At 71.6% G+C, this 18,078-nt stretch carries 13 protein-coding genes; 5 read left to right on the top strand and 8 right to left on the bottom strand.

The window, feature by feature from the left end; translation table 11 throughout:
* Position 1: 1 nt before the first annotated feature.
* Both CHC09_RS11675 and CHC09_RS48815 read left to right on the top strand, forming a co-directional pair.
* Positions 2-613 (top strand): GNAT family N-acetyltransferase, encoded by a 612-nt coding sequence (locus CHC09_RS11675; protein ID WP_089293040.1) that lies wholly within the window; start codon positions 2-4, stop codon positions 611-613.
* 201 nt (positions 614-814) lie between these two features.
* Positions 815-1,261, top strand: a complete 447-nt coding sequence (locus CHC09_RS48815) for a helix-turn-helix domain-containing protein (protein WP_373871911.1) — start codon at positions 815-817, stop codon at positions 1,259-1,261.
* Positions 1,262-1,436: 175 nt separating this feature from the next.
* Here the strand turns inward: CHC09_RS48815 and CHC09_RS11665 are convergent, their stop codons facing one another.
* Positions 1,437-1,715, bottom strand: a complete 279-nt coding sequence (locus CHC09_RS11665; protein ID WP_143232284.1) for a YwiC-like family protein — start codon at positions 1,713-1,715, stop codon at positions 1,437-1,439.
* Positions 1,716-2,252: 537 nt separating this feature from the next.
* Positions 2,253-3,407, bottom strand: coding sequence for an acyl-CoA dehydrogenase family protein (locus CHC09_RS11660; RefSeq protein ID WP_089293037.1), 1,155 nt, complete (start codon positions 3,405-3,407; stop codon positions 2,253-2,255).
* A 231-nt stretch (positions 3,408-3,638) separates the two neighbouring features.
* Here CHC09_RS11660 and CHC09_RS11655 point away from each other — a divergent pair, with 231 nt between their 5' ends.
* On the top strand, positions 3,639-8,567 hold the full coding sequence (locus CHC09_RS11655; RefSeq protein WP_089293036.1) for an SCO7613 C-terminal domain-containing membrane protein: 4,929 nt from the start codon (positions 3,639-3,641) through the stop codon (positions 8,565-8,567).
* On the opposite strand, the gene purE is transcribed toward CHC09_RS11655, so the two are convergent.
* From purE to mca, 6 genes are all read right to left on the bottom strand, one after another.
* On the bottom strand, positions 8,564-9,061 hold the full coding sequence (purE, locus tag CHC09_RS11650; RefSeq protein ID WP_089293035.1) for a 5-(carboxyamino)imidazole ribonucleotide mutase: 498 nt from the start codon (positions 9,059-9,061) through the stop codon (positions 8,564-8,566). The genes CHC09_RS11655 and purE overlap by 4 nt on opposite strands.
* Entirely contained in the window at positions 9,061-10,203 is a 1,143-nt protein-coding gene (locus CHC09_RS11645) for a 5-(carboxyamino)imidazole ribonucleotide synthase (protein ID WP_089293034.1), read from the bottom strand. The genes purE and CHC09_RS11645 overlap by 1 nt, the downstream gene beginning before the upstream one ends.
* A gap of 619 nt (positions 10,204-10,822) precedes the next feature.
* On the bottom strand, positions 10,823-12,814 hold the full coding sequence (locus CHC09_RS11635; protein ID WP_089293033.1) for a thioredoxin domain-containing protein: 1,992 nt from the start codon (positions 12,812-12,814) through the stop codon (positions 10,823-10,825).
* 35 nt (positions 12,815-12,849) lie between these two features.
* On the bottom strand, positions 12,850-15,360 hold the full coding sequence (locus CHC09_RS11630) for a putative bifunctional diguanylate cyclase/phosphodiesterase (protein WP_179277042.1): 2,511 nt from the start codon (positions 15,358-15,360) through the stop codon (positions 12,850-12,852).
* Positions 15,361-15,607: 247 nt separating this feature from the next.
* Positions 15,608-15,958 carry a hypothetical protein gene (locus CHC09_RS11625; RefSeq protein ID WP_089293031.1) on the bottom strand — a complete coding sequence of 117 codons (351 nt, stop codon included), beginning with the start codon at positions 15,956-15,958 and terminating at the stop codon, positions 15,608-15,610.
* A 16-nt stretch (positions 15,959-15,974) separates the two neighbouring features.
* On the bottom strand, positions 15,975-16,856 hold the full coding sequence (gene mca / locus CHC09_RS11620) for a mycothiol conjugate amidase Mca (protein WP_089293030.1): 882 nt from the start codon (positions 16,854-16,856) through the stop codon (positions 15,975-15,977).
* A gap of 55 nt (positions 16,857-16,911) precedes the next feature.
* Here mca and CHC09_RS11615 point away from each other — a divergent pair, with 55 nt between their 5' ends.
* Together CHC09_RS11615 and greA are read left to right on the top strand one after the other, a co-directional pair.
* Entirely contained in the window at positions 16,912-17,391 is a 480-nt protein-coding gene (locus CHC09_RS11615) for a DUF4307 domain-containing protein (protein ID WP_089293029.1), read from the top strand.
* Between the two features lie 181 nt (positions 17,392-17,572).
* Entirely contained in the window at positions 17,573-18,067 is a 495-nt protein-coding gene (gene greA / locus CHC09_RS11610) for a transcription elongation factor GreA (RefSeq protein ID WP_089293028.1), read from the top strand.
* The last annotated feature ends 11 nt before the right edge of the window (positions 18,068-18,078 follow it).

The raw sequence follows: 18,078 nt of genomic DNA, 5'->3' as shown, positions 1-18,078 counted from the left end.
CATGACGACTCCGGCCGACACCGCGACCCGCATCCGCCGCGCCACCATCCAGGACACCGCCACAGTCACCAGCATTCTCGCCGCCGCATTCCAGGACGGTGACCTCGCCCCATGGCTCATCCCCGACGAACTCCTGCGCCGTCGCACCTACCCGCGCTACTTCGCGATGCTGGCCGAGCACGCCATCGAGCACGGGCACGTCGACGTCATCGGCGACCGGGCCGCCGCCTTCTGGTACAACGTCGGCGCCGAGCCGACCAGCACAATCGACGACTACGACCAGCGGCTTGCCGCGATCACCGGCCCCGCCCTGCACCGCTTCCAAGCCCTCGACGAAGCCATGCACACCCACCACCCCCGCGACCCGCACACCTACCTCGCGTTCCTCGCGGTCATCCCGGACCGGCAATCCCAAGGCCACGGATCCGCCCTGCTGTCACACCGGCACGCCGAACTCGACCGCCAGCGCTGTTCCAGCTACCTGGAGGCAACCGGCGCGAAGAACAGCGCGCTGTACGCCCGGCACGGCTACCAGCCACTCGGCCCCTACCCGATCACGGCAGACGGCCCGAACCTGCACCCGATGTGGCGGGCCTTCATCACCACCACATGAACCACCAGGGGCCACCGGCATACCCGACCCGGCCACATCGGTCCGGAGCCGCAAGCCCCATTCCAGGTCAGCGCAGCCAGTCGCCAGGCACCCCGCTGACCCGCCACCGCCCGAACCCCCGCCAACCGTGCGGTGGCAACACCGGGGCCGCGCCACAAGGCGTGAACCTCGGAAACCGCCGGGTGCGCATCCCGTCGCCGGATGCGCACCCGGCACCCTGGCCAAAGCGCTCTAAAACGCTTACCGGCGCAGCCGCAGCCGGGTCGCCGCAACCTCGCTGTCCACAGCAGCTCTCGTCCCGGCACCTGGCTCTGCGCGCCGGGCATCCCGAGTCGATCAAAAGGCCCAACACGGCACCAACCCGACCCTGATTCGGAGACATCGATGGCCCCTCACTCGCCTGATCACACCGAGACCACCCAGCGAACCGCCGACGAAACCGAGCAACCCCGATCGAAGCGACTCTCAGGAACCGAGCTCGCCGCCCTCGAAAAGAAGGTTGTGCAGCAATACAACGAGGGTGCGTCCATCCGGCAGGTCGCTGCCGCAACGAGTCGCTCGTATGGCGGCACCCACCGGATGCTAAAACTGGCCGGCGTCACAATGCGCCCGCGTGGAGGCCGGCATAGCCCCGAGCCCACTTCCTGATCGTTGCGCTGCACACCCCCGCCCTGTAGCTGCTGATAGATGGCGAAGGACGGACTCCGAAGGTGCCGCAGCGCTCGGACGGTCGTACGTCGTGCCGCCTCGTCGGCTCGGCCATCAGGGCCGAAAGCCACTCCCACGAGCGGCAGAGCCGCTCGGGTAAACCGGTCTTCGTAGTTCAGGACTCGCGGCGCCGCGAACGGATCCACACTGCGGCCATCGCGACGGCCAAGATCGCAAACATCGCGACCCGTATCGGGTCCTCGGTGATGACCGCGACGACAGCGGTCATGGCGGCCAGGACCCCGGTCAGCGTTGTCCGGCGTTCGAAGCGACGGGCACCAACCTCGTCGTGGGCACCGCGAATGCCACCGGCGGTCCACATGCTGGCGAGAAACCCGAACGTGACGAACGCCAGCAGCAATCCCACTACATCGAGCGCATGAACCTGGGGCACGCCGCGAGTATGGCAGCATTCCGCGAACCAACCTCACTACTCCGTGTCGAGGAGCGCCTCCGCCGCCTGCCCGCGAGCAGGGAGATCGCAAGCCAGCTGGGTGCCGGGTCGTCTGCCGCAGCGACCGCGTCCGTTACACCCAGCGCCACGCCGGGCCTGCCCTGTGCAGAGGCACCACAGCTTCTTTTGACCTGCGAACTTCGGGCTATGAGCCCCGCCGAATGGCCAAGAAAGGCGAATCAGCATTTGACTACGCAGGGTAACCGCGGCTCCGAATCCACCAGCCTGACGATCCGCGACGGGCAGCCCGGGAGAGATCACCGCAGCCCATTGGCGGTGATCTCATCGTCGATTGAGGACCCAATCGACAGGCAATCTTAGATGTATCGATGGACTTGGCCAGGATTTGGCCAGGATGACAACCGAAAACAACCACGAATGACCGAAAGTAACACGCAATGCGATTGCACGGACACAGAAAGTGGCCGGGCGTTTACGCCCGGCCACAGCACCTCTGAGCTGCGAAAACAGCTGCTTTTAGTCCTTCAAAAGCTGGCGCGCCATCACAATCCGCTGAACCTGGTTGGTGCCTTCGTAGATCTGGGTGATCTTGGCGTCGCGCATCATGCGCTCCACCGGGTAGTCGCGGGTGTAGCCGTAGCCACCGAGGATCTGCACCGCGTCCGTGGTGATCTCCATGGCGACGTCCGAGGCGAAGCACTTGGCGGCCGCGCCGAAGTACGTCAGGTCGGCGTCCCCGCGCTCGCTCTTGCCGGCCGCGGCGTAGGTGAGCTGCCGGGCCGCCTCCAGCTTCATGCCCATGTCCGCGAGCATGAACTGCAGGCCCTGGAATTCGGCGATCGACTTGCCGAACTGCTTGCGCTCCTTGGCGTACCCGAGGGCGAAGTCGAGCGCACCCTGCGCGATGCCGATGGCCTGGGCGGCGATGGTGACCCGGGTGTGGTCCAGGGTCTGCATCGCGGTGGCGAAGCCGGTGCCCTCGGCGCCGATCATCCGGTCGGCCGGGATGCGTACGTTGTCGAAGTAGACCTCGCGGGTCGGCGAGCCCTTGATGCCGAGCTTCTTCTCCGGGGCGCCGAAGCTGACGCCCGGGTCGGACTTCTCCACCACGAACGCCGAGATGCCGCGGGAGCGGGCGGACGGGTCGGTGACCGCGAAGACCGTGTAGTACTCCGAGACGCCGGCGTTGGTGATCCACCGCTTGACGCCGTTGAGCACCCAGAAGTCACCGTCGCGGACGGCCCGGGTGGTCATCGAGGCGGCGTCCGAGCCGGCCTCCGGCTCGGAGAGGCAGTACGAGAACATGCCCTCGCCGGCCGCGACCTTGCTCAGGTACTTCTGCTTGAGCTCCTCGGACGCGGACAGGATCAGCGGCAGCGAGCCGAGCTTGTTGACCGCCGGGATCAGCGACGACGCGGCGCAGACCCGGGCCACCTCCTCGATCACGATCGCGGTGGCGAGCGCGTCGGCGCCGGCACCGCCGTACTCGACCGGGATGTGTGGGGCGTGGAAGTCGGAGGAGCGCAGCGCGTCGTACGACGCCTTCGGGAACTCTCCGGTCTCATCGGCCTCGGCGGCGTTCGGAGCCACCCGGGCGTCACAGACCTCGCGCACGGCCGCGCGGATGGTCTCGTGGTCCTCCGGCAACCGGTAGACGTCGAAATCAGACATGTCGCCTTGCCCTTCCCTCTTCAACGGTCCCGCCGCAATGTTACTGGCGCGTAGCGTACGCCGGGCAACCCGAACCTGACTGTGCCGAATATCGCCGCCACCGACGGGCGACCGCGATCGATGCCGGGTTCGGCGCCGTTTCAACAGATCTCCACCCGGTTGAGGCTGTTCTAATGAGGTGGCGTACCGGCATGCTCTAACTACTGAGCGAAGCGCCGCAGGGAGGTCGGAGTGGCCAAGGCTGACGAGCCTGACTACGCAGAGGAACTGGCTCGCATCGACGCCTCGATCGCGGCGCTCAAGGTGCAGGACATGGAGGCCGCGGGCACCCGCACCCAGATCGCCAGCAAGATCCAGGCCGCTCAGTTCCAGCGCGACATCCTCTCCCACGCGCAGAAGAAGCGGGCCGGCAGCAAGTCCCGGCGTCCGGCCTCGGCCGCCCGGCGCCCGGCCGGCGCCCGCCCGGCCGAGGAGCCGCCTCCCCCACCACCGAAGAGCCCGCCCCGCCGGCCCGCCGCCGAAGGCCCCGCCCGGCAGCCGATGGCCCCCACCGAGCACGGGCCGGAGGCGTCGACCCAGTCCGTCCAGAACATCCTGCTCGGCCTGGGCGCCCTGCTGATCGGCGTGGCCGCCGTGGTCTTCGCCGGCGTGGCCTTCTCCAACCCGGTGGCGCGGGCGGTCATCCTGGCCCTGTTCACCGCGATCGCGCTGACCGTGGCGCCCGGTGTGGCCCGCCGGACGCTGACCTCGACCGCCGAGACGATCGCCGCGATCGGCCTGATCCTGCTGCCGATGACCCTGTACACGCTGCACGGCAGCGCGCTGGGCGGCGGTCCGGACGTCGACACCCCGCTCTACCTGGGCATCACCTTCGCGGTCACCGCGATCGCGAGCTTCCTGTACGCGGGCGCCACCCGGCTGGCCATCCCGCGGTACGCGACGGTCATCGCCACCCAGCCGGTCGCACCGCTGCTGGCGTACCCGTGGATTCAGAGCCCGGCGGGCTGGGGCCTGGCCCTGACCGTCGTGGCCGCCCTCGACCTCCTGCTGCTGACCCGGGTGATCCGGCGCGGCCGGCTGATCCCCCGCTGGCCCCTGGGCCGGCCGACCGCCGCCGACCGGTTGTCAGCCGCCGAGGCGGAGGCCGACGCCGAGGCCGCCCGGCGCCCGGACGCCCCCCGGCCGGAGTCGCAGCCGGAGGAGCCGGACTTGATCATCTCCGGTCTCCGGCCCCGGCGCCGCCGCTGGATCCCGACCCGGATCTTCCCCGGCCCGCGGCCGGAGGGCGCCGCACCGGCCGGTTCCGTCCCGCTCACCCCGCCGGCCAACCCGCCCTCCGCGGACTGGTTGCGCGAGCTGACCTTCGCCCTGCTCTGCCTCGCCTGCGCGGGTGCGCTGCTCTACTCCTCGGTGGCCCTGCTGCAGGCCAGGACCGTGCCGGACGCGCTGCGCTCCGGCCTGATCCTGATCGCCGCCGCGCTCACCGGGGTCGCCGCGGCCAAGCTGCTGGACCACCCGCTGGCCCGGCACATCGCCGGCGGCGTGCTGGCGCTCGCGGTGATCGGCGCGACCACCCGGATCGCCGACGTGATCGACCCGCGCTGGACGCTGGTGGTCGCGGCCGCCACGGTGGCGGTCACCGGCGCGGTGGTCGGCCTGCTGCCCGAGAACGTTCGCGGCGGCCCGCAGTACGCCTCGACCGGCGCCCTCGGCCTGATCGGCCTGTTGGTGGCGCTCGACGCGATCCGGGCCGCGATCGCCCCGGTGGCCGCGGCCCGCCCGATCTGGCACGCCGACACCGCCGGCTACGCCCAGGTGCTCTCCGACGCCGTCGGCCCGACCGGCTGGCTGCTGGTGTTCAGCGCGCTGCTGGTGACGATCGCCGCGGCGCTCGCCCTGCCGATCGAGATCCGGCACGAGGGCGCGGTGATCGGCATCTCGATGACGGCCCTCGCCCTGCCCGCCTCGCTCGGCCTGAACTGGTCCGAGGCGCCCTGGCCACTGGTGCTGGCCGCGATCGCGCTCGGCGTGGGGGGCCTCTGGTCGACCACCCGGCGGATCGCGATCACCCACATCGCCGCGGCCGGCACGGTCGGCCTGTTCGGGGCCGGCGCGGCGCTCTCCGCGTGCTGGCTGACCGCCGCGGTGCTGACCGCCCTGGCCGGCGCCGGTGTGATGGTCACCATCGCCGCCCGGCAGATTCCGGTCCGGCTCTTCGCCTGGCTGGTCGGCGACTGGGCGTCCGGTGCGGCCGTACTGGCCATCCCGGGCGCCGCGGTCTCCGCCACGCTGGCCATCACGGACACCGGCCAGGGGCCGCCACCCACCGCCGCGGCCACCGTCCCGGCGCTCGCCGCCGGCTTCCTCGCGGTGGCCGGCACGCTCAGCTACGCGGCCGTGTTCCAGGTGGCCCGCCGGGAGATCAGCCTCCCGCTGACCGCCGGCACCGGTCTGGGCGCGCTGGCACTGGCCGCGGCCGCCCTGTTCGCGCCCGGCCGAACCCCGGCCGACGTGGCCGTCGGGGCGCTGCTGCTGGCCGCTGCCCTGCTGCTCTTCTTCGCCAAGAGCATCGACAACCGCGGGCGCACGGACCGGATGATGGACGGGCCGGACTGGGCCGCCGCGGCCGCCACCGTGGCGATCTGCGGCGCCCTGTCCCGGGTCGCGGCGCTGGCCTTCCCGACCGCCCCGCTGGCCGTGGCCGCGGTGGTGATCCTACTGGTCGGCATGGGCGTGACCGTGTTGATGGAGGACTGGAAGCGCGGCCCGTCCCGGGGCCTGGGCATCGCCGCGCTGGTGGTCGGCGGGCTCGCCGGCTGGCAGGCCGTCGGCGGCAGCCTGCGGATCCTGTCCGCGCCCGGCCCGCTCTGGGCGGCCGACGTCGACCAGTTCACCGGCACCGCGCCGGCGGGTGCCTGGCAGGCGCCGTTCGCCCTGGTAATGGTCGCCATCACGGCGGCCATCGCGCTGCCGAGGCCGTGGTCGCACTACGCCTCCGGGGTCTGCGCCGCGCTGGCCGCGATGGGCGCACCGTGGGCGCTCGGGCTGCCCTGGTGGTCCCCGCTGCTGATCGGCGCCGCGGTGGCGACCGCGTACGCGATGGCGGCCCTGGCCACCGCCGAGCCGCAGACCGCCCGGGCCCGCGTCGCCGTCGCCGTCCTGGTGCTGCTGCACGCGGCCGCGGTCGGCCTGGCCCGCCCCTGGTCGACCGGGATGGCGCTGCTCACCGTGGTGCTGCTCGGCACCCTGGTGGCGGTGACCGCCCGGATCCCGGCCCTCGGCGGCGACGCCGACTACGGCTTCGATCCGGTGGCCGGGCAACTGGTGCTTCCGAGCCATCGTGCGCAGATCGGTGGCGCCGCCACCGGTGCCGTGCTCCTCGCCCTGCCCGGCACCCTCGCCGCGTTCTCCGCCGAGCAGGGCGACAGCGCCCAGGTGGTGCTGACCGCCGCGCTGGCCGGCTCGAGCCTGGGTCTGGCCCTGCTCGCGCTGCTCGGCCGGCACGTCCCGCAGTACCTTCCCTGGGCCACCATCGGGCTGGTGACCGGCGCGACCGCGACCGCGCTCGTCTCGGTGCCCACCTCCTACCCGACCGCGCTCTACGCGGCGGCCGCCGCGCTCCTCGGTGTGCTCGCCGAGATGCTGCGCGGCTCGGTGCCGGCGCCGACACGCCCGACGGTGGTCGACGAGTTCCCGGCCGGGGACATCCGCTACCAGCGGGCCCGCCGGCTGCGCGGCGCGAGCCTGTTCCAGCGCTGGCTCAACGACCCGGCGACCGGTGCGGTCCTGCTCGCGCTGCTGCCCACCGTGCTGGCGCTCTTCTCTCTGGCTCCGGCCCTGCGCGCGGCGCTGCTCGCCCCGTTGCGGCAGCTCGGGGCGGTCTGGGAGGGCCCGGTCCCGGCCCTGCTCGTCCCGGACGCCGGCAACGTCGACGCGACCAGCGCGCTGGCCGCGGTGCTGCTCACCGGGGCGGCCGCGCTTGCCGCGCTCGGCTTCGGCGGCCGGCCCGCCGAGACGGTCCCGGTGGTCCTGCCCGGGGTCGCGCTGACCCTGCTGATCACCCCGATCGCACTGCATGCCGGGTTCCCGGCGGCCACCGGCGCGGCGCTGATCGTCTTCACCATCTCGATGCTGGGACTGGCGCTCACCCCGCCCCCGGCGGCGAGCCGGGCGCCGCTGCTGCGCGGCACCCGGACGGTGGTGTTCGTGATCGGCCTGCTGGCCGGGGGCGCCGGGCTCGCCGGCAGCCTGGCCCGCTCCGACCTCACGCTGTTCACCCTGGGTGCCGCGGTCGGCGTCGGCCTGGTCGCCGCGATCGCCGGGCGCACCGCGATGGCCCGCCTGCTGGGCTGGCTCTTCGCCGCGCTGATGGGTCAGATGTTCGTGCTGGCCGGAGCGATCGCGCTGGGGCTGGACCGGCACTGGGCGGCGTTCGGGGTGCTCTCCGTGGGTGCTGGACTGCTCGCCCTGGAATCACTGCTCCCCCGCCTCGGCCTGGCGCAGTACCGCGCCGAGGCGGTCACCGTCGAGTGGAGCGGATACGCGTCCGCCGCCATCGCCGGGGCCCTGGCCTTCGACTCACCGGCCCATCTGGCCGCGCTGCTCGCCGCCTGGGGTGCGGTGCTCGGCCTGACCGCGTCACGCCCGGACCGTACGCCCAGCCAGCGGCGCATGCTGTTCTGGCTGGCGGTCGCCTTCGAGATCGTCGGCTGGTGGCTGTTCATCGCGCTGGCCGAGGTCGCGCTGCCGGAGGCGTACACGCTGCCGTTCGCCGCGCTGGCGCTGGCCGTCGGCGTCGTCGAGGCGCATCACCGGCCGGAGCTGAGCAGCTGGGCGGCGTACGGCCCGGCGCTGCTGGCCGCCTTCGTGCCCACCATCGCGCTGGTGCTGACCGGCGGCGGTCAGGAGGACATCCGCGAGGTCCTGCTCCTGCTCGGCGGGGTGATCACGCTGATCATCGGCTCCCGCATCCGGCAGCAGGCGCCGGTGCTCGTCGGCGCCGTCGCCACGGTCGTCGCGGCGCTGAAGTTCGTCTTCAGCCTGGGCGGCCCGTGGCTGATGCTGGTGCCGGTCGGCGTCGTCCTGATCTTCCTGGGCGCGACGAGCGAAAGCCGCCGCCGCACCCAGGACCTGCGCAACCGGGTGTCGCAGATGCGCTAGCCGAGCAGCTTGTCGCGGAGCGCCGCGTCCTTCTCCGCGACAAGCTTCTCCAGGCCCGTCTGGAAGTCCGACATCCGCTGCCGCAGCGCCGGGTCGGACGCGCCGAGGATCCGCACCGCGAGCAGGCCCGCGTTGCGCGCCCCGCCGATCGACACGGTCGCCACCGGGACGCCGGCCGGCATCTGCACGATCGAGAGCAGCGAGTCCATCCCGTCGAGGTGCTTGAGCGGCACCGGAACGCCGATCACCGGCAGCGGGGTGAGCGCGGCGACCATGCCGGGCAGGTGCGCGGCGCCGCCGGCACCGGCGATGATCGTCTTGATGCCGCGACCGGCCGCCGACTCGGCGTAGTCCACCATCTTGTGGACGGTCCGGTGCGCGGAGACGACACCGACCTCGAACGGCACCTCGAACTCGGCGAGCGCGAGCGCGGCCGCCTCCATGGTCGGCCAGTCCGAGTCGCTGCCCATGACGATGCCGACGACGGGTGCCATCACTTGCCCTCCTGCAGCCATTGGGCGGCGCGCGCGGCCCGGGCGCGCACCTCGTTCAGCGAGTCGCCGAGCACCGTCACGTGACCGATCTTGCGGCCGGGCCGGACCTCCTTGCCGTACAGGTGCACCCGGGCGCCCGGGTCCTGTGCGAACAGGTGGTGCAGCCGCTCGTCGATGGAGATCCCGCCGGGCTCGCCGCCCAGTACGTTCGCCATCACCACGACCGGTGCGGCCAGCGCGGTGGAGCCCATCGGATAGTCCAGGACGGCCCGCAGGTGCTGCTCGAACTGCGAGGTCCGGGCCCCCTCGATGGTCCAGTGCCCGGAGTTGTGCGGGCGCATCGCCAGCTCGTTCACCACGATCCCGGCGTCCGTCTCGAACAACTCGACGGCGAGCAGGCCGACCACGCCTAGATCGTTGGCCAGGTCGATGGCGAGCTGCTGGGCGGCGAGCGCCCGCTCCTCGGCCAGGTCGGGCGCCGGCGCGATCACCTCGACGCAGATGCCGTCCCGCTGCACGGTCTCCACCACCGGGTACGCCGCGACCTGCCCGAACGGCGAGCGCGCCACCAGCGCCGCGAGCTCGCGCCGCAGCGGCACCTTCTCCTCGACGATCAGCGGGATCCCGGTCGACACCAGGTCCTCCGCGGCCTCCCGCGAGCCGACCATCCAGACGCCGCGACCGTCGTACCCCCCACGGGTCGCCTTGGCCACGATCGGCCAGGACCCGCCGGCGAACGCCTCGATCTCGTCCGCGGTGCGCACCCGCGCCCAGCGCGGCACCGGCGCGCCGAACGCCGCCAGGCGCTCCCGCATCAGGCCCTTGTCCTGGGCGAAGACCAGCGCCTTCGACCCCGGGAAGATCTTCACGCCCTCGGCCTCGAGCGCCTCGATGTGCTCGGTCGGCACGTGCTCGTGATCGAAGGTGACGGCGTCGCACCCCTTCGCGAACTCCCGCAACGCGGAAAGATCGGTGTGCGACCCGATCGGAACATCCGCCGCGACCAGCGCGGCACTGTCATCAGGCTTCTCACTGAGCACACGCAGTGACTGGCCGAGGGAGATCGCAGCCTGGTGGGTCATCCGGGCCAACTGGCCACCGCCCACCATGCCGACTACGGGCAGACCGGTTTGGGTATCCATCGCCCGCCCAGCCTAGCGACGCGGCTTCCGCTTCCGGAAATCAACCCGACGTCATCCCACGCTCAGCATCAAACCCGAAACCAAAACCATTTCGCGATACGCCCTACGCGCCCCGCCCCCAGCCCTCTCGGGCCAAGCCCCGCCTCCACAGCCCCGCGAGGCAATCCCAACCCCGGCCCGCAACGCGCCTCCGGGCGGGCAATCTGAGCCAGATATCAACCAATCACACCCAGTAACATGCCTCTATGAGCGCGGAGGCATTCACCAGGTCCCTACCGCCCACCATCACGCTCACGGATCTAAGCACCATGATCGAGGCAGCCAAGTACGGCCATCGGTTCGAGTTGAGTCCCGATGGAGCGGTCACCATCACACCGCCGCCTGATACGGATCATGCCGGAATCGCTTCTGAACTCATGAAATGGCTCTTTGCAGCCGGATGGCCAGCACGGCAGATCTTACAAGCCGCAGGCATCCGCATCCCAGGTCTCGATGGCGACGGCGGCCACGCTTCACCGCCTCACTGCGGCCGGCGACTACGAGACGACGACGAAGCTCCCGCTCGCCTGGCTGCTGCGGAGTTCCCCCAACGACCACTTGCCGGCCGCCGCCTGAAACCTCAACGCTGGAGGCGGGCGATCAGCTCCTGGGGCGTGGTGACCGGACGGTCGCAGACGAAGCCGCGGCAGACGTAGGCCGTGGCCCTGTCGTCGATCAGCGGGCGGTCGGCCAGCAACGGGACACCCGGCAGGTCCGGTGTGCCCGCCACGATGACGGAACCGCCGGGCGCCTCCCGGAAGGCCTCCAGGACCAGCGGATCCGTGAGGTCCGTGGTGGCGACCGCGATCTCGTAAGGGCCGGTCAGCACGGCCTCCGCGACCATCGCCGAGTAGCCGGCGAAGCGCGGATGACCCTCGATCAGCGGACCCACCGTCGTCAGGGCCGCGTCCGCCGCCTCCCGGTACGCCGTCTCCCCGGTCAGCGCCGCATACGACACCAGCGCCGCGCAGATCGAGGCCAGACCCGACGGCGTCGCGTTGTCGGTCGGGTCGGCGGGCCGGGTGAGCAGCTTCTCGGCATCGTCGGCGGTGTCGTAGAACCCGCCTGACCCCGTACCGAAATGGGCCAGGGCGACATCCAGCAGCCCGCCCGCCGCCCGCAACCACCGCGGATCCGCGGTGATCTGATGCACGGCGAGGAACGCCTCCGCGACGCAGCCGTAGTCCTCCAGGACCCCGACCGGCTCGCCGACCTTGCCGTCCCGGGAGACCCGGCGCAGCCGCCCGTCCACCAGATGCCGCTCGGCGAGCACCCCGGCCAGCCCGATCGCCGCGTCGCGCGACGAGGCGGAGCCGGTCAGCACCCCATGCTCGGCCAGGGCGGTGATCGCCAGCCCGTTCCACGACGCGACCACCTTGTCGTCGCGGGCCGGTTGCGGGCGCTCGGCGCGGGCGGTGAGCAGCCGGGCGCGGAGGTCCTGCCAGCGGCCGATCAGCTCGGGGTCGGCGGCGTCGATGTCGCGCCCCAGCACCAGCACGCTCTTCCCGTGCTCGAACGTGCCGCCCGGCGTGACCCGGAACAGGTCGGCGGCCCACGCACCGTCCTCGTCGCCGAGCACCTCGGTGAGCTGGGCCGGGGTCCAGGCGTAGGTCAGCCCCTCGACCCCGTCGGTGTCCGCGTCCAGCGCCGAGGCCAGCCCACCGGCCGGTGTGCGCAGGTCGCGGAGCAGGAACTCGGCGGTCTCGTCGGCGACCCGCCGGGCCAGCACGTCCCCGGTGAGCCGCCACAGCTGGGTGTAGACCCGCAGCAGCAGCGCGTTGTCATAGAGCATCTTCTCGAAGTGCGGCACGGTCCAGTGGGCGTCCACCGCGTACCGCGCGAAGCCTCCGGCCAGCTGGTCGTAGATGCCGCCACGGGCCATCTGCTCGCCGGTGTGCCGGACCAGCTCCAGGGCCTCGGCCGAGCCGGTGCGCTCGTGGTGGCGCAGCAGGAAAAGCAGGTCCATGTGCGGCGGGAACTTCGGGGCGCCGCCGAAACCGCCGTACGCCGGATCGTGCTCCTTGGCCAGCCCGGTGGCCGCGGCCGCCAGCAGCTCCGCGGAGATCGCCGCGGTCGGCCCGCCGACGACCTGGGCGCCGCCGACCGCCTGGACCACCGCAGCGCCCTGCTTGAGCACCCCCTCCCGCTCCTCCCGCCAGGCCTTGGTGACCGAGGCGAGCAGCCGGGTGAAGTTCTGTTTCGGGAAGTAGGTTCCGCAGTAGAACGGGTCGCCGCCGGGGGTGGCGAAGACCGTCATCGGCCAGCCGCCCTGCCCCGTCATCGCCTGGGTGGCGGTCATGTAGACGGCGTCCACGTCGGGCCGTTCCTCACGGTCCACCTTGATCGCCACGAAGTCCGCGTTGAGTTGTGCGGCGACGGCCTCGTCCTCGAACGACTCGTGCGCCATCACGTGACACCAGTGGCAGGCCGCGTAGCCGACGGAGATCAGCACCGGCACGTCCCGCTCGCGCGCTTCCTTGAATGCCTCCTCCGACCACTCCCACCAGTCCACCGGGTTGTCCCGGTGCTGCTGCAGGTACGGCGAGGTGGCGTCGGCGAGACGGTTGGCCATGTCCCAAGCCTCTCACGCCGGGCCGGGCGCGACGGTCAGGAGGCTCCGTCGGCGCGCAGTGGCGTCACCGTGGCGGAGGAGGATTTCCGCAGTTGGGAGAGGGCTTGGACGATCTTGTCGGCCGGCATCGGCTTGCAGAAGTGGTACCCCTGGGCGGATGGACAGCCGAGCGCGATCAGCGCGGCCCGCTGTTCGACGGTCTCGATGCCCTCGGCGACCACCCGGACGCCCAGTCGCGTGCCCAACTCGACCGCGCCGCGCACCACAGCGCCGGCCGCGGCTTTGTCGATCATCTCGTCGACGAACGATCGGTCGATCTTGATCTCGTCGACCGGGATCCGGGTGACGGAGGAGAGCGACGAGAAGCCGGTGCCGAAGTCGTCCAGCGACAGCTGCACCCCGGTGGCCCGCAGCCGGGCCAGCACGTCGTCGACGATGTCCCGCTCGCTGACCGCCACCGACTCGGTGATCTCCAGAACCAGCCGGGAGGCCGGCGTGCGATGCCGGCGCAGCGCCTCGGTGACCTGTGCGGGGAAGGTCGGATCGGTCAGGCTGCGGGCCGACACGTTCACCGAGACCGGCACGTCGATGCCGTACGCGGTCCAGTCGGCGGCGGCGGCCAGGGCCAGGTCGAGCACCCGCCGGGTGAACGGGATCAGCAGCTCGCTGCGCTCCACGGCGGGCAGGAACTCGCCCGGGGAGAGCTGCCCGCGCCGCGGATGTCGCCAGCGGACCAGGGCCTCGCAGCCGGTCGGCTCGCCGGTGATCAGGTCGACCGCGGGCTGCAGGTGCAGCACGATCTGGTCGTCGGCGGCGAACGCGTCCTGCAGCTCGGCGAGCAGCGCCAGCTGGTCGGTGCTGCTGGCGTCCTGACCGCTGTCGTACGTCCCGACGGTCAGCCCCTGCTCCTTGGCCCGCCCGGCGGCCAATGAGGCCCGCCGCAGCAGCTCGTTCAGCTCGACGTGCCCGGCCTGGGCGACCACCGCGCCGACGGTCACCTCGACGGCCAGCCGGACCCCCGCCACCTGCATCGGCAGCCGCAGCTGCTCGACCAGCTCGCGGGCCCGGCGCAGGGCGTGGGACAGGCTGTGCGGCGCGCCGTGCGCCCAGCCGGCCGGGTCGGCCAGCGTGGTCAGCGCCGGCAGCAGCAGCGCGAACTCGTCGTCACCGATCCGGGCGACCAGCTCGCCCGGGCGAGCCTGCTCGGTGAGCCGCTCCGCGATCACCCGCAGCACCTCGTCGCCGCCGCCGTGGCCGAGCGTGCTGTTCACGCCCCGGAAGTCGACCACGTCCAGCAGCAGCAGCGCGGCCGGACGGTCACGCCGGCCGGTACGCAGCACCGCGTCCCCGTCGGAGACCAGCGCGGACCGGTTGATCAGCCCGGTCAGCGGGTCGTGCACCCGGTTGTGCGCGACCCGGGCGTCGAGCTCGGCGATCCGCTGGTGCGCGGCCGCGTCGTGCAGAGCCCCGGCCAGCGCCTCCCCGTACGCCGTGATCACCGCCTCGTCGTTCGGCACCGGCAGCGTCGGCTCGCCGAGCCAGACGGTGAACTCACCGACCGGCCGCCCGGCCACCGCCATGCTCCGGGTGACCGCCGGGCCGGAGCGCGCCCCGCCCGGGTCCTGTCCCGGCCCGTCCTGGCTGTATCTGCGGCTGCCGTACTCGGAGTGCAGCTCCAGCTCGGCCCGGCGGGCACCGAAGACGTCCAGTGCCCCGCGCAGCCCGGCCCGGGCCACCTCGGCCTCGCTGGTGCCGGGCAGCCGGACGGTGGCGGCGGCGAACGCCTCCCACATCCGGCGTTCCTCGCCGGCGCGCAGGTGGAAGCGGTAGGTCCGGTGCAGCAGCCACAGCGCGGGCCCGAAGGCGAGCAGCCAGAACGGCTCACGGACCAGCGCGTACACCGCGCAGAGCCCGACGAGCACGTTGCCGGTCGACATCGGCGCCTTCGCGTAGAGCACTTTGGCCGCGACCTGGCCGGGCGAGGTGCCCCGCTGCAGGGTCAGGGTGAGCACCACCAGCCCGAAAGTGATCAGCAGATAGGTGGCCGCGCCGGCGACCAGGGCCAGCGCCAGCCGCCCGCTGCGCACCCCGGCGTCCCCGGCCAGCAGGGACGTGACCAGGGCGGCGGCGGACACGCCCAGGGTCATCGAGGCGACCAGGTGGACGATCTCGGCGATGTTCCGCATCCCGGTCAGCCAGGCCAGCAGGAGCCAGGCGGCACCGATGCCGGCCAGGGTCGCGGCCGGCAGCCAGCCGGCCGGACAGATCACCAGCCCGACCACCACCGCCGCCTCGGCCCAGCTCACCGAGACCGCGTCCGGGCCGAGCCGGAAGCGCAGGCCGGCCAGTTGCGCGATGGCGGCCAGCACGACCGCCACGCAGCCGCCGTCGACCGGGGAGAGCGGGCTGCCGGTCGGCAGGTGGGCGGTTTGCAGCGCGCCGAGGAGCACGGCCGCCAGGGCGGCCACGACGACGGTGACGGTGAGAACGCGGACCGGCCGGGAGCGCCCGGTCAGCTCGATCCACGCGCGACGGTGTGGCGACATCGGGGGGATCATGATCGCGCCCGGACCGATGGCACAGGAAGATGCACGTGCAGTTGCGGAACCGAGAGTCGGCGCCGGACAGCGGTCATGTCGGCGCCCCCTTCCGCGCAGGGTCCAGAAGCCGTATGGCCCCCGGGCGGAAGGCTAAATCAATCGCGGTGAACGCAACAGGGCTTGACGGAAGGCGAACAAGGGCACTCGCCACCCACCGCAGACCGCAGAACCGGCGCGGTGGGCAACGAAACGATCACTGTGCGGTACGACCGGACTCCGACGGGGACTCCGCTTTCGCCTCTGGCACCGCTGCCACCTCGTCTTCCGCGGCGCCGACGGTCTTGGCCGATCGATCCGCTTCGACACCGTCCGCGACGTCGCCGCCGGAACGCTCGAGATCTGCATTGAGCCGCGCGATCTCCGCCACACGTTCGCGCTCGGCCTCGTCCTCGAAACTGTCGGGAAGCCGACGAATGCGCTTGTTCATGTTGCGGATCAGCAGCACGGTCGCAATACACATCAGCACGATCAGGAACAGACCCATCGGGCCGGCCAGGCCGCCGTCACGGGTGTCCCCGAAGTTGTTGACCGCGATTATGTCCACGCCCTCAGCGTACTGCTCAGGCGGCTTCGACCTTCTCCCGGATGCCCGCGAACAGGTCGGACTCCGGCGCCGGGCTGTCCACCACCGAGCGGGCCAGCTCGAAGTCCTCGGTCGGCCACACCTTCTGCTGCATCTCCAGCGGGATGTGGAACCAGAACCCGTCCGGATCGACCTGGGTGGCGTGCGCGCGCAGCGCGTCGTCGCGCACCGCGAAGTACTCCCCGCACTCGACCCGGGTGGTGATCTTGTCGCCCCGGTCCTGCCGGTCCGACCATTTCTCCAGCCACTCCGCGTACGGCGACTCCAGGCCCGCCGCGAGCATGCCCTCGTGCAGCGCGAGCATCCGGGCCCGGGTCCAGCCGGAGTTGTAGTACAGCTTCAGCGGCTGCCAGGGCTCACCGAGTTCGGGGTAGAGCTCCGGGTCACCGGCCTGGTCGAAGGCCACCACCGAGATCTTGTGGCACATGATGTGGTCGGGGTGCGGGTAGCCGCCGTTCTCGTCGTACGTCGTCATGACGTGCGGGCGGAACTCGCGGATCAGCTTGATCAGCGGCTTGGCCGCCTCCCGCGGGTCCTGCAGGCCGAAGCAGCCGTCCGGCAGCGGCGGCAGCGGGTCGCCCTCGGGCAGCCCGGAGTCGATGAAGCCGAGCCAGGCCTGCTCCACGCCGAGGATCTCGCGCGCCCGGTCCATCTCCGCGCGGCGGATGTTGGTGATGTCCGCCAGCACCTCGGGCCGGTCCATCTTGGGGTTGAGCACGCTGCCCCGCTCACCCCCGGTACAGGTGGCGACGAGCACCTGGGCGCCCTCGGCGACATACTTCGCCATCGTGGCGGCACCCTTGCTGGACTCGTCGTCCGGGTGCGCGTGCACGGTCATGAGACGCAGTTGCTCTGCCACGTTGATTACCCTCTCGACCAGGCCTGCCGACGGCGGGCCGGGATCGGCTGCGAAGATGGACTCTGCCATTCTGGCCGATGCCACCGACAACAAACGCACGAGAGGCCGCCAGGTGAGCGAGACGCGCGCCACAGCCCCGGCTTTCCCACCCGGGCGGTACGGCCGCCGCCGGGAACCGCGGCGCGGCAGACCGATCGCCCTGACCGTGACCGCCGGCGTCTTCCTGCTCGCCGCACTGGCCGTGACCTGGGCTTACTACCAGAAATTCGGCCAAACGGATTACCGCCCGGAGATCATCGGGTGGAGCGAGCCGACCGACGCCGAGATGGTGATCAAGTTTGCGGTCCGGGTGCCGGACGGCGAGACCGCGAGCTGCCGGCTGCGCGCCCGGGATTATCAGGGCTATGAGGTGGGCACTCGCACCATCACGGTGCCCGCGAAACCGGGTGGCGGCGAGATCGTGGTGACCGAGTCGGTGCCGACGACGGCGCGGGGTTCGGTGGGCGACGTGATGAGCTGCCGCCCGGTCGGCTGAGGCCCGGCGAGAGATCGACCGATCCGCTGGAATGCGCACCGCTGGTAAGGTTGGTGATTCGCTGCGTTCACAACGCACCCAATCACAGACTGCTCGTTCCAGCTCCGCGCACTGCCCATCCCAGCTCCGTGCACTGCCCGATCCAGCTTCGTGCACTGCCGTTCCAACAAGGAGATCGACCGTGTCCAGTTCCGAGGCGCCGAAGACCTGGCTCTCCCAGGACGCATACGACCGGCTGCAGGCCGAGCTCGACGAGTTGATCGCGGGTCGCCCGGCGATAGCGGCGGAGATCAACGCACGGCGCGAGGAGGGTGACCTCCGGGAGAACGGCGGCTACCACGCGGCCCGTGAGGAGCAGAGCCGCCAAGAGGGCCGGATCCTTTACTTGAAGGAGTTCCTCCGCAACTCCGAGGTCGGCGAGGTCCAGGCCGCCGACTCGGTGGTGCCCGGCTCGGTCGTGACGATCTACTTCGACGACGACCAGAGCGACACCGAGACCTTCCTGCTCGGCTCGCGCGAGATCTCCTCCACCACCGACCTGACGGTGTATTCGCCGGAGTCAGCGCTCGGCAAGGCGATCCTCGGCGCCCGCCCGGGCCAGACCGTGACCTACACGGCGCCCAGCGGCGCCGACATCAAGGTCACCGTCGTCAAGTTCGGCGCCTTCGAGGGCTGAGCCTCAGCCAA

It is taken from the genome of Actinoplanes regularis, from assembly GCF_900188005.1.
Lineage (GTDB): Bacteria > Actinomycetota > Actinomycetes > Mycobacteriales > Micromonosporaceae > Actinoplanes > Actinoplanes regularis.
This window is presented reverse-complemented; position numbering and strand designations above follow the sequence as displayed.

Coding starts and splice junctions, on each gene's coding strand:
- CHC09_RS11675 (WP_089293040.1), top strand. CDS start 2: ATGACGACTCCGGCCGACACCGCGACCCGCATCCGCCGCGCCACCATC.
- CHC09_RS48815 (WP_373871911.1), top strand. CDS start 815: ATGCGCACCCGGCACCCTGGCCAAAGCGCTCTAAAACGCTTACCGGCG.
- CHC09_RS11660 (WP_089293037.1), bottom strand. CDS start 3,407: ATGTCTGATTTCGACGTCTACCGGTTGCCGGAGGACCACGAGACCATC.
- purE (WP_089293035.1), bottom strand. CDS start 9,061: ATGGCACCCGTCGTCGGCATCGTCATGGGCAGCGACTCGGACTGGCCG.
- CHC09_RS11645 (WP_089293034.1), bottom strand. CDS start 10,203: ATGGATACCCAAACCGGTCTGCCCGTAGTCGGCATGGTGGGCGGTGGC.
- CHC09_RS11635 (WP_089293033.1), bottom strand. CDS start 12,814: ATGGCCAACCGTCTCGCCGACGCCACCTCGCCGTACCTGCAGCAGCAC.
- CHC09_RS11630 (WP_179277042.1), bottom strand. CDS start 15,360: ATGTCGCCACACCGTCGCGCGTGGATCGAGCTGACCGGGCGCTCCCGG.
- CHC09_RS11615 (WP_089293029.1), top strand. CDS start 16,912: ATGGACTCTGCCATTCTGGCCGATGCCACCGACAACAAACGCACGAGA.